The 11,779-nt window shown below is 66.3% G+C and carries 12 protein-coding genes and 1 pseudogene; 6 read left to right on the forward strand and 7 right to left on the reverse strand.

The annotated features are described in order from the left end of the window. Nucleotides 1–15: 15 nt before the first annotated feature. Nucleotides 16–1,431: an MFS transporter gene (locus ACNJ7E_RS38560; RefSeq protein ID WP_418342297.1), complete on the reverse strand. Its 1,416-nt coding sequence runs from the start codon at nt 1,429–1,431 to the stop codon at nt 16–18. Beyond that, a complete protein-coding gene (locus ACNJ7E_RS38565; RefSeq protein ID WP_418342298.1) occupies nt 1,428–1,880 on the reverse strand; it encodes a MarR family winged helix-turn-helix transcriptional regulator in 453 nt (150 codons plus the stop codon). Before ACNJ7E_RS38565 ends, ACNJ7E_RS38560 begins: the two co-directional genes overlap by 4 nt. A 258-nt stretch (nt 1,881–2,138) precedes the next feature. Here ACNJ7E_RS38565 and ACNJ7E_RS38570 point away from each other — a divergent pair, with 258 nt between their 5' ends. Then, entirely contained in the window at nt 2,139–3,335 is a 1,197-nt protein-coding gene (locus tag ACNJ7E_RS38570) for a L,D-transpeptidase (RefSeq protein ID WP_418342299.1), read from the forward strand. A gap of 9 nt (nt 3,336–3,344) precedes the next feature. Beyond that, a complete protein-coding gene (locus tag ACNJ7E_RS38575) occupies nt 3,345–4,754 on the forward strand; it encodes an FAD-binding oxidoreductase (RefSeq protein ID WP_418342300.1) in 1,410 nt (469 codons plus the stop codon). A gap of 559 nt (nt 4,755–5,313) precedes the next feature. On the opposite strand, the pseudogene ACNJ7E_RS38580 reads toward ACNJ7E_RS38575, so the two are convergent. The 5 genes and pseudogenes from ACNJ7E_RS38580 to ACNJ7E_RS38600 all read right to left on the reverse strand — a co-directional run. After that, nucleotides 5,314–5,508: pseudogene (locus ACNJ7E_RS38580) on the reverse strand (hypothetical protein); the annotation flags it as partial. A gap of 125 nt (nt 5,509–5,633) precedes the next feature. After that, nucleotides 5,634–6,278: an RES family NAD+ phosphorylase gene (locus ACNJ7E_RS38585; RefSeq protein WP_418342301.1), complete on the reverse strand. Its 645-nt coding sequence runs from the start codon at nt 6,276–6,278 to the stop codon at nt 5,634–5,636. Continuing rightward, nucleotides 6,279–6,905, reverse strand: coding sequence for a hypothetical protein (locus ACNJ7E_RS38590; RefSeq protein ID WP_418342393.1), 627 nt, complete (start codon nt 6,903–6,905; stop codon nt 6,279–6,281). Between the two features lie 69 nt (nt 6,906–6,974). Then, nucleotides 6,975–7,319: a hypothetical protein gene (locus ACNJ7E_RS38595; RefSeq protein WP_268789439.1), complete on the reverse strand. Its 345-nt coding sequence runs from the start codon at nt 7,317–7,319 to the stop codon at nt 6,975–6,977. After that, nucleotides 7,316–7,504 (reverse strand): hypothetical protein, encoded by a 189-nt coding sequence (locus tag ACNJ7E_RS38600; protein ID WP_237735143.1) that lies wholly within the window; start codon nt 7,502–7,504, stop codon nt 7,316–7,318. Before ACNJ7E_RS38600 ends, ACNJ7E_RS38595 begins: the two co-directional genes overlap by 4 nt. A gap of 652 nt (nt 7,505–8,156) precedes the next feature. Here ACNJ7E_RS38600 and ACNJ7E_RS38605 point away from each other — a divergent pair. The 4 genes from ACNJ7E_RS38605 (at nt 8,157) to ACNJ7E_RS38620 (ending at nt 11,747) form a co-directional block, all read left to right on the forward strand. After that, nucleotides 8,157–8,429, forward strand: coding sequence for a lipase family protein (locus tag ACNJ7E_RS38605; RefSeq protein WP_280781280.1), 273 nt, complete (start codon nt 8,157–8,159; stop codon nt 8,427–8,429). A gap of 1,179 nt (nt 8,430–9,608) precedes the next feature. Then, nucleotides 9,609–10,931: a cytochrome P450 gene (locus ACNJ7E_RS38610; RefSeq protein WP_280781278.1), complete on the forward strand. Its 1,323-nt coding sequence runs from the start codon at nt 9,609–9,611 to the stop codon at nt 10,929–10,931. A gap of 68 nt (nt 10,932–10,999) precedes the next feature. Then, nucleotides 11,000–11,317 carry a 2Fe-2S iron-sulfur cluster-binding protein gene (locus ACNJ7E_RS38615; protein ID WP_037231397.1) on the forward strand — a complete coding sequence of 106 codons (318 nt, stop codon included), beginning with the start codon at nt 11,000–11,002 and terminating at the stop codon, nt 11,315–11,317. Nucleotide 11,318: 1 nt separating this feature from the next. Further along, nucleotides 11,319–11,747, forward strand: coding sequence for a DUF2834 domain-containing protein (locus ACNJ7E_RS38620; protein ID WP_280781364.1), 429 nt, complete (start codon nt 11,319–11,321; stop codon nt 11,745–11,747). The last annotated feature ends 32 nt before the right edge of the window (nt 11,748–11,779 follow it).

Below are 11,779 nucleotides of genomic sequence, written 5' to 3' on the forward strand. Positions count from 1 at the left end.
CGGTTGCTACGCCGTCTACGCGTTCGTCGACCGCCGGTCCCCCATGTTCCGTGACATCAGGACACCGATGAGGAGAAGAACGCCGGCGACGGCGATGAACCAGCCCGTGCGGTGCAGTCCGTCGTCGCCGATCACATGACCGGCGGTGGTCTGCAGCACGACGGCGGACAGGTTCGCTCCGATGTACTGCACGGTGCGGTACATCCCGATCGCCGTGCCCACTTCCTCCACCGACGTGACCGAGCTGATCAGATTCTGATTGCCGATATTGTTGAATCCATTGGGAATTCCCAGCACCGCGGCCACCAGGAGAAGCACGACGATCGGGGCCGTACTGCTCTCCACCGACGCCAGGAGCAGCCCGCCCACCAGGAGCGCACATGTCCCGACGGTGAGCGTTCGGCGCACCCCGTACCGCCGATACGTCCGTGACGCGAACAACGTGGAGCCGATACCGACGACGGCGACGGGCAGCATCGTCAGACCTGCCTCGGTGGCGCTCATTCCGCGGGAGTACTGCAACCATTGCGGGATGCCGAAGAAGACACAGTAGAACGCGGTGTAGGTGAGGAGGGTGCGGGCGAGTGTGGCGCTCAGCGCACGGTTCCGGGCCAGGGCCCGAACGTCGATGAACGGTTCGTCCGCCCGCCGTTCCCAGTGGACGAACAGGGCCAGCACCAGCACCCACACGGGGATCAGCCACCACACGGGGTCGGTGGTGAGCGACAGCAGGAACAGCATCGTCGACGAGACGAGTCCGAGGAACAGGACGACCCCGGCCACGTCGAGCGCGTGCAGCAGTTGCCGGCCGCTGACCGAGATGCCGCCGACGAAGCCGACCTTCGCGAATTTCGTGACCGCGACCGCGCTGAACGCGACGATCGGGAGGTTGATCCACATGATCGACTGCCACCCGAACGCCCCGACGAGCAGTCCGCCGAGCGTCGGGCCCAGTGCCACGACAGCCTGGCTGCAGATCGCGAGGGTCGTGATCGCGGTGCGCGGTTGCGCGCCATGTCGCTCCGCGTACCCGCGAATCATCGTCATCGCATTGGGATACTGTGTCGCGGTTCCGATTCCGACGAGGATGCGGGAAAAGATGAGCCAGCCGACGCTGGGTGCGAGCAGACCGGCGATCGAGCCAAGCGCTACCAGGGCGAGGCCCCCGAGGTAGACCTTCCGGGCTCCGAGCAGCGCGCCGAGCTTGCCTGCCATCGGGGCGGTGACGGCCGTGGCGATGTAGAGCCCCGAGATCACCCACGTGATCCCGGACGAGGAGCCGAACTGGGCGGCGATGCCGACGATCGCCACCGCGATCATCGACGAGTTCAGCGGCTGGAGGATGCTTCCCGTGGCGACGGAACCGCTCACCCGGAACGGGACGGACGGGGACTTCTGGGCGAGGCCGGTATCGGCGACGGTCGCGCTCACGAGTTCATCAGTGACGCCTGCGGCGCCGGTTCGGGAGTTCCGGCGAGCCGGCGGAGTAGCCGTCCGGCGATGAAGAGGAGGTCACGTTCGGCGTCGGTGCATTCGGCGGCCAGCGCGGCCGTCAGCCACTCGCTACGCCGCGACCGGTCGTCGACGAGCGTCTGCAACCCCAGCGCGGTGATCGCGACGATGCTCGCTCGCGCGTCCTGGGGATCCACGGTCCGCGTAACCATGCCGGATTCCTCGAGTATCGAGACGGTCCGCGCGATGGACTGCGGCGCGACCTGCTCGAGATCGGCGAGAGCGCGTGCGCTCATCGGACCTTCCCGGTCGAGGTGCGCGAGGGCTTGGAGTTGCGAGGGGGTGAGCAGGTGCCCGGAGCGCTGGGTTCGGATACGTCGGTTGAACAGAACGACGTCCTCGCGGAGCTGATCGACCTTCTGGTCCATGTGGCTGCCTCCCTCTCACTGGTCAGGTTCATTAGCCAGTCTAGCTGTTTTATTTGCATTCCTCAATGATTCATCTACCGCGGATAGTGGTTGTTCTGAGGCCGAATTTCATCAGCACTGCTGTCTAATGGTCGCGGGGAGGCGTCGCGCGCTCGAATTCCTGCAGGTGGGGCGGGCTGGGCACGCGTCTCACAGGAAACTCCGAGGCTATCGCTGGCAGTATGAGGACGGCGAGCGCTGATCCAGATCCGAAAGAAGGTGGTCGTGACTCTTCGCACACGGACAGCCGGCATTGTTGCGGTGGTGGCCATGACGTTCCTGGCCACGGCGTGCACCATCGGAGACACCGGCACGTCGGAACCCCCGACCACGTCACAGTCCGCGCCCGCCTCGATTGCCGTCCCCGCTGCCGACGGGGCGCCGATCAATCCGACCACCCCGATCGTGGCGACCGCGTCAGGCGGCAAGCTGACCGCCGTGACCGTCACGAATCCCGCGGAGCAGAACACCCCGGTCGCCGGCAATCTCACACCCGACGGCACGAACTGGACGAGCAGCCAACCACTCGGCTACGGCTCCACGTACACAGTCGTCGCGGACGCAGTCAACCCCGACGGCGCCCCGGTCGAGCAGACCTTCACCGTCACGACGTTGACGCCCGGCACCACCGCGTACGCGAACGTCGTCCCGGCACCCGAGGTCGTCGCCGACACCGGCATCGGCGTCGGCCAGCCGATGGTCTTCCAGTTCACCGCACCGGTCGTGAACAAGGCCGAGGTGCAGCAGCGACTGCACGTGACGACGACACCGCCGCAGCCCGGCGCCTGGTATTGGACCGACGACCAGAACGCGCACTATCGCGCGTCGGGATACTGGGCGCCCGGCACCAAGATCCACATCGAGGCCGACGTGTACGGCGTCGATCTGGGCGACGGCGTCTTCGGCGCCGAGAACAACTCTGCCGACTACACCGTGCACGACTCGTGGGTGGCCAAGGCGGACGGGGCGAGCAAAATGCTCACCGTCTTCCACAACGGCGTCCAGGAGAACGCGATGCCGATGAGTCTCGGCACCCCCGACCACCCCTCGCACGAGGGTCCGCACGTGATCTCCGACAAGCAGCAGAGCATCGTCATGGACTCCTGCACGTACGGGGTCTGCGCCGGCGATCCCGACTACTACCGCGAGAAGGTCGATCTCAACCTGCGGATCTCCAACGACGGCGAGTTCGTCCACTCGGCGCCGTGGTCGGTGGGTGATCAGGGCAGCAGCAACGTCTCCCACGGCTGCGTCAACCTGGCACCCGCCAACGCCCAGTGGATGTTCGACCATTTCGGTATCGGCGATGTCGTCGAGATCACCAACTCGGGCGGACCGCTCCTGCCCGTGTGGGACACGTACGGGGACTGGGAGGTCCCGTGGGATCAGTGGCAGGCAGGTAACGCAACCGGATAGGAGGCGCTCGTGAGTTCACCATCCGCGGAATGTGTCGCGCAGTTGAAGGCGGTTCTCCCGCACCGGGTTCATCTGCCGGACACCGACGACTACCGCACCGCACTGGGCAGAGTGTTCTTTCCCGATGCCGCGAGACGCCGGCCGTCCTGCGTCGTCCAACCGGTGTCCGTGGAGGAGATCTCCACCGTCATGAGGGTCGCGCATCGGACGGGCGGCACCGTCACCGTCCGCGGCGGTGGGCTGAGTTCCAACTGCGTCGCTGACGATGCCGTCATGCTCGACCTGTCGGCGCACCTGAACACGGCCCGACCCGACGACGACCGGGTGGTCGTCGCCGGCGGTGCCACCGTGGGAACCATGCTGGACGCGCTCGCACCCACCGGCCGGGTGGTACCGGTGGGGATCGTGGGCCACGCCGGGTTCGGACTCGTCACCCGCGGCGGCGTCGGATACCTCACTCGCAGTCTGGGATTGACGCTCGATCAGCTCGTCGAGGTCGAACTCGTGCTTCCGTCGGGCGAGGTCGTCCACCTGTCCGATGCCAGCACCGGCGACGAGGCGGATCTGTGGTGGGCGGTCCGGGGTTGCGCGCCGTGCTTCGGCGTCGTGACGTCGGCGGTGCTGCGGACACACCCGGTGGGTCCGGTGTGGGTCGACCGCATGGTGCTCGGACTCGAGGCGCTCGCCACCTACTTCCGTGTCGCCCCGACGCTTCCGCGGGACACGGCGATGGGCGCGGTACTCGGCTACAGCGCACTGTCTCCCGACGAACCCGTCCTCTTCGTGTACACCGCATGTGCGAGCGGGGACGAATCCGACATCGACCGCGCCCGGGCGGCTGCCACCGCGGTCGCCGACGTGTCGGGCAGCGTCCTGTACCGGTCGGAGTTGTCCGGCACCTACCTCACCGGGTTACCCGAATTCGCGCCACCCGGACCGGGCGGCGCAGAACCGGAACCGATCCGGCTGCCCGGACCGGGCGAGCGCCGGGGGTCGTTCTTCGGCAAGGCGGTCTTCACCGGACCGACCCTCGACTCCCCACTCGCGGAGGCGTTGGCCACCCAGATCCGCGGGGCGCCGACGCGCGAATGTCGTATCGACTTCCAGCACACCGGCGGAGCCCTCGCCGACGTCGGTGACGGTGACACCGCGTTCTGGGGGCGGAGCGGCGAGTGGAACATTCCGCTCAACGCCATCTGGTCCGACCCCTACGACGGTGCCGCCTGCCTGTCGTGGGCGGCCGGCACCCTCGACGCGCTCGCACCCCACACGATCGGCGTCTACAGCGTCGAAGTCCGGCCGGGCTTTCCCGAGACCGGCGCCGAGATCGACGCGGCCTACGGCGGGAACCTTCGCCGACTGCGAGAACTGCGGCAGCGTCACGACCCGATGGGAGTGCTGACGCACTATCCGCTCTGAGATTCCGGGTGTCACACGCAATCGTCAACGGGAGCCACACCGGCGAAACGGGCCGCGAGGAAAATCGACCGCATCCAGTGCACCGGAGATCAAGTGGCGGTGCGATTTCCGTCGGGGGGACGAACCACCTGCACCGCATCCCCCGCAGCACATGCCTGACGGACGAACTCGTCTGGACCGGGACGGGGACCAACTCGTCCCCTCCGCATGATAGCTGTAGAGAGGTGTTCTCGTCCCGACCGCTGCGAGGCGACAGCACGATCAGGTAGAGGTTGTGGCATCACCCCGCCAGCCTCGCGGAACCACCGCCATCCGACCGTCTTCGACACGCAGACTGCTAGCGGACATGCCAACCTCCCTGTAGGCGGACACGTTCGTCCCTGCTGACGGACAGCTGATCGCCCTGTCGATGGGCATGGGGCCGGCGGTGTGTCGGTCCTGACACCGACGCCCCTCCGGGGTTTTGCTCGAGGCCTTCGACCACCTTGAGCGACTCCCACCGGAGGGACGCATGAAGAAGTCTGACAGGGACATCATGGAAATTCTCGAGGCCTACGACGTAGCCCTCGTCGGCACCGTTGCGGACCACGACACCACCCTTGACCCGGATAACCGCTCTTTTCGGTGTTCCGTCCGGGCGCAACACTCCGGCGCGTTTCATGATTTCCTGGGCCTTCACGAGTTTGAGTTTCTTGCTGGCGTCGGCACGCAACTCGTTCGTTTCCCCGGACCGGTACCGGGAGACGGCTGCTCTTGGAACTCGCGTTTTGGCGGTGGGAGCTCCTACTCGCCGCGCAACGAGCGTCAGCATCGCGGCCCCGGTGCCGGGACGCCATGTGCCGCGATCCCAACCGATTCGCCCTCGCGTGTATCGCAGCGTCAGGTGATGGTGTAGCCGAGCTGACAGGCCGCGCTGTCGATCGGCCCGGACAACCCGGGATGCGACAACGGCAGCGACAAGGCCGGCAGCACGGGGAACGCGTCGGCGGCGCGTTCGGTGATCGCGATGCAGACACCGCCGGCGAACCGGCCGCGGTAGACGATCCCGTCGAGATCGTCATGGGCCTGGTGAATGGTGCGGGCCCAGTGCTGGGTTCGGCCGTGCGCGGCGGAGTCGAGGGCGTGGTTGCCGCCGACCCGTGTCGCCCACGTCCCCTCGCCGATGCCGGACACATCGAGCAGTCTCAGCGGCCGGGTGAATCGCAGCCCGGTCAGATACGGGTCGCCGCGGTGGCGGTCGATCACCCGGGCGCTCTGAAACGCCTCGGCCAGCCCGCCGCGGGGACTGGAGGCGCCGTACCAGATGCCGTAATCGGGATGCTCGGCGCGCGGGGGCGGGTGGTGGTCGAACCGCAGGATCGGACCGAACGTGCGCAGTCCGTTCCAGGGCAGCACGTGGGTGCCGGTGGTGCGATGCACCCGCCACACCACCTCGGCCGGTTGCCAGTCGATCACTTCCTCGCCGCGCACGCCGGCATCACGAAGGTCGGCGAGGGTCGGTGGTGCGGGCAGCATCGACCCCATCTATGCCGATTCCCATTCGGCGGCGATGATCACGTCGTGGACCTGTTCGATGTCGGCGGCGGTTCCGGCGCTGCCGGTCAACCAGGCCACGATCGACACTGGCCGGCCCTCCACGGTCAGGGACGGTTGCGGGCGGGTCAGCAACGCCTGCACGGTCAGCGGGTGCAGGTCCTTCGCCAGCAACGGCATCACCTGGTCGAGGTGCGGCACCGCGCCGGTGTCGGTGAACTGGGCGGGCGGGAGCAACCGGTTCCGGCCCGACGCGAACGCCCACAGGGTGCCCTCGCCGAGGCGTTGCCGGATCCGGGCCGCGGTCACCCCGAGACGGTCCGCGGCCTCCGCGATCGACAGGGAGTGGCGGACCAGTTCCTGCATGCGAATGTCGCGGTCCACTCGTGCGGTCGTCGCCGCGGCCGGGTCGTCGACGAACCCGGCCTGATCGAGCAGGGCTGCGTCGTGGTCGGACAGCGGCGGTGCCGCCGGGTTCCGGTCGGAGAGGCTGTGCAGGATCTGGGCGAAGAACTGGCGTCCGACGTCGGTGCCGGTCACCTCTCGTAGCGCCTCCTCGAAACCGAGATCGCCGCGCAGGTAGCGGGCTTCGGTGCTGGCATCGGTGGCCTCGTTCATCACGCCCAACCCCTTACTTTCATCTATTATCACACACAAATTCATGATAGCGCGAAACGGGAGGGGCCGCTACCGCACCCGTGACGGCTGGTGCCGGCGACTCACCTGATGACCTCCTGCCGGGGGTATGCCGCCTGCCGCTGAAGAACCGGTCAGCTCGGCCCGTCCGCCCGCGGCGCACATGCGGGGCTTCGTGCGGTGTCGGGACCATGTGCCAGGCTGTCGTGCGCTGCCCGCACCCACATAGTTCAGGTGGTGGACCTCGTCGAGGACCTCGCCCACCTCGTCGAAGGTGTCCGGGTCGGTCAGCACGTCGTGGGATTCGGCGATGGTGAGTGCGGTCGAGTCGAGGGTTCCGCGGTCCAGCAGCATCAGGGCGAGTTCGGCGGGATTGCAGCGGCAGTGATAGTTCACCCGTCGGCGCCGGGGTTGACGTCGAGGATCTGATGGCAGGTGGTGCGGGACCAGGGGTAGGCACCGCGGTCACAGCCCACCAAGGTCCCCGACAGGTTCAGCGATCGGAGGTCGCCGTCCAGCAGGGACGCCGCAATGACGTACCGATCCACACCCTCCGGGTGTGTGCCTTGTCGGCGAGCCATTTCCGGCGCATGGTCCCCGATCGCGGGATGTGCATATCGCGCAGGATGCCGGTGACGGCTCCCGCAAGGGACAATGCGACGTACAGGTAGCCGCCGTGGGAGTTCGTCGATCAGATCAAACCACCCGGGCAGTGGGTGACCGGGCGCTCGGATGCCACTGGCTTTGAACGAGTTCGGCGGGTGCCCGGACCCGGTACTCGAGATCCGGTGCAGCGCGGTGCCCGCGAGAATAAGCCTGGTCTGCGGGCCGGCCGTTGCAGCACTGTGCCCCGGGATCACTCCATCCCCCCTCTGCTCGGCCGCCACCATCAGCTCCACCTCTGCCTCGGTCAGCGCGTGCGCGCTGAGTCGGTCCACTGGCCGCTGGTCCCCGATCAGCTGATTCTCGGTGGACCACCTGTCCAGGGCCCCCACGGGTCCAGGTCGCACTCCATCAGCAGGTTCACGTGCTCGGCGGCGGGGCGGATCTGTTTTGCGCTCGTGGTCGAACCGGACCAGCGCCGAGTCACCCGGAATTCACGACGACGGTCACGTCGATGCTCAACCCCGCCGGCATCGACTTCCTGCACCGCACCGCGACCGAATGCAATGGCACCGCCGTGCTCCATGCCTTCAGTCCACCAGCTCGCTGTCGGTCAGCGGTCGCCCGATCGTGGACGAACTCGAGGCCTATCCCGCGATCAAGGCTGTCCTCGACAGCTTCGACCTGGGCCGAAGCGCTCCTGCCGCACCCGTACTCGTCGCCCAGAACGTCAGCGACGACGTCACCCCTGCCGCGGACACCTACGAAATGGCGAACGCCTGGCGTGCAGCGGGTGCCGACGTGACCGTCGCAAAACTCGACACGCCCCCACTGCTCCCGCAAGCCGGGGTTGCAGGGCATTCGGCCGGGCTGCTCCTCGACAATCCGACCGCTGTCGGATGACTCATCGACAGGTTCAACCATTGACCACTTGCCGATCATCAACAGAAGCCGGCTCGGTATGACGGAGTGGGCGGATGAGGCCAACCGAAGTCGGTGACGAATTCCGGGCGTGTGTCGGCGTGTGTCGGCGTGGTCCGGAGATCGTCTCGGACATTCGACACAGGAAGCCCCGCTATCTCGGAGCCGCTCTCACTGTGATCACAGCGGGCTGGGCTCCCAATTCAGCGCAGACACCGATCGCGTAGCCCGATTCGGTGCGGCGTAGGCGTCCTCCGTCGCGGCGAGCGTTCCTTCGTTCGCCTCGCGCTCAGCGATCTCCCGCCAGCCACGTCTGGCTCGAGTTCGGGGGCAGATCGATCGTCTCGCGGAGGAGGCGGTGTGCCTTGGTCCTCGAGGTGGCCTGAGCGAGGCCTTCATTCGACCCCGGACGGTTCAGCTACCCGTACTCGTGATCCTCCCCGACTGCTGACCGATCCAGCAGCGCGGCAATGACAGCGGGCTTCTCGCGGGAAAAAAATGCCCGGCATCCGGTATCTGTACGAACTCGGCACCGGGCAGCGCACGGTTGTTCGCGTCGCGGTCGGACGCCCTGGACCAATCGTGTTCCCCGTAGACCAGATTCACGGGAACCGTCACCCGTGGATACACGGACCTGGCAGCGACCAGACTCGGCAGAGCGCCGTACACGGCACGGGCCACCGAGGCATAACCGGGCCGCTTCCCCACCGCGAGGAGCTCGTCCAAGTATTCGTTCGTCAGAGCGGAGTCGTCGACGAGACCACCTCGCAGAATTGCACGCATGACGAGTTTCGGTTCGACCGTCGCGAGCCGAGGGCCGATGACCGGCGCGAGAACGCCGGAGATGATGCCGCGCGCAAGTACACCGGATCGCGGTTACGACCGCTGCCAGGAAGAACGACCATCGCCTCGTCCGCGCCATGGACAGTATTCTGCCACTCAATTCGGTCTAAGTATAGAAATTATCCGACCAAAGCAGTCAAGGCCGCCCCGCGCGCACTCAGCACCGCTCAACCCCTCCGAAGCGGGATCAAAACACCTCATCCGGGTGACGCACCCATCTCGACCATCCATGAGACTCGAGTCACAGAGCATGAGTACGTAGGGGGTGACCCTCATGCGTCCGGCTCTCTTCAGCCCACCCCAGAGAGAAGGTTGATCATGACGACAGTCGAATCCGCCGACACTACAACAGTTCCCGACGAGATAGGCAGGCAGATCGTCCTCCCCGAGGGACACAGCGACGACGCAAAACTCTACGAGGCGTACCGATGGCTCCGCGAGAACCAGCCCCTCGGGCAGGCACGGGTAGAGGGGTACGACCCCCTCTGGCTGGTCAGCAAGCACGCCGACCTGATGGAGATCGAGCGACAGCCAGAGATCTTCAGTGCGGGTGGTGGCGAGAACAAGGGCTCGCACAACCCGATTCTCACCAATCAGGCCGGTGACGAGTTCACGAAGACACTCACCGGTGGCAGTCTCCGCATCCTCGACGCGCTGCCCTACCTCGACCCGCCGGAACACACCACGATCAAGGACGTTGCGTTCGACTGGTTCCGCCCGGCGAACCTCAAGAAGTGGGAAGACCGCATTCGCGAGACCGCGCGGGAATCCGTCGCGCGCCTCGTGTCCGGAAAGCAAGACCTGGATGCCGTGCACGAGTTCGCGGTTTTCTTCCCGCTGCACGTCATCATGTCACTCTTCGGTGTTCCCGTGGAAGACGAACCACGCATGATGGCGCTGACGCAGGACCTCTTCGGAGTCGCCGACCCGGACGCGAAGCGCGACGACATCGAAACCCTTTCTCCCGACGCCGCGGCACAGCAGTGGGCGGCGGCGATCGCGGACTTCTACGCGTATTTCGATGTTCTCGTCGAGAGCAGGCGCGCCGAACCGCGCGACGATCTGGCCACCCTCATCGCCGTCGCGAAGGACGCGAGCGGGGAGTACTTCCCCAAGACCTTCGCCTACGGATGGTTCGTGGCCATCGCCACCGCCGGCCACGACACCACGGCCAGCACCCTCGCGGGATGCCTGCAACAGCTGGCTGCACGTCCCGACATCCTCGAGCGTGTCCAGGGCGACCTCAGCCTGGTTCCACACCTCGTGAACGAGGCACTGCGGATCGTGTCGCCGGTGAAGCAGTTTACCCGCGTCGCTCTCAGCGACTACGAACTCCGCGGACGCACCATCAAGGCCGGCGACCGCCTGATGCTGCTGTTCCAGTCGGGCAACCGGGATGCCGAAGTCTTTGACAATCCGGACACCTTCAACATCGATCGACGCCCGAACAAGCAGATCGCCTTCGGCTACGGCCCGCACATGTGCATCGGACAGCATCTCGCCAAGCTCGAGATGAAGGTCATGCTCGAGGAGCTGCTGCCCACACTCCGGCGCATCGAGGTGACCGGTGACCCCAAGATGATCCAGACGAACTTCGTCGGCGGACTCCGGCGCCTGCCCGTCCACCTGACGTTCGCCTGACCCGGTGGTGCGCCGAGGCGAGAACCGCTTCGGCGCAACTCCTTCCCGCGAGAAAGCGCCACCACATCATGACGAAAGTTACCTACCATCTGCCCGACGGGACGACCGAGCAGGTCGACGTCCAACTCGGCGAGACGCTCATGAATGCGTCGCTCCGAAACAATCTCCCCGGCATCGTTGCCGAATGCGCCGGCAGTTGCGCGTGCGCGACCTGCCACGTTCATCTCCCGAAGGAGTACACCCACTTCTTCGCCGAACCAACCGACGAGGAGACGGACCTGATCGCATATCTGGATGCGGCGGACGACGATTCCCGCTTGTCCTGCCAGCTCGTCGTCGGTGACTGCGATGCCGAGATCCACGTCCGAGTCGCAGACAGCAGGTGACATGGTGACGACGCAACTACACCGCAGCACGGCGATGAACGTCCGGCATGCCTGCTACCTCGTCGCCGGGATCACGGCGCTACTCCTGACGTGGCCGTTCGCGTTCGACTGGATCGGCGACGGCGGCAACATCTTGAACCCGGTCGAGTTCTTCGGTGACGGCATCGAACCGGGCGGCACGGCGGCCTTCCTGAGCATCGACATGTTGATCGCGTGGGCGGTCTTCATCGTGTGGGTTCTCACCGACACCGTGCGGATCGGGATGGGCCGCAAATGGGGCGTGGTCTTCGTTCTGCTGTCCTACATCGGCGTGTCGATGGCCTTTCCGTTCTATCTCATTGTTCGTGAGCGGTTCCTGGCGAGCCGCGCTCCCGGACAACCGGTGCCGCCGTCGGACGGCCGCGAATCCAGCGCCACGCAAAGCATGTAGCCGGCCGGCAGGTACACAACACGCGAAGTGCG

The organism is Rhodococcus mengyinensis (assembly GCF_048381435.1).
GTDB lineage: Bacteria > Actinomycetota > Actinomycetes > Mycobacteriales > Mycobacteriaceae > Rhodococcus_F > Rhodococcus_F opacus_D.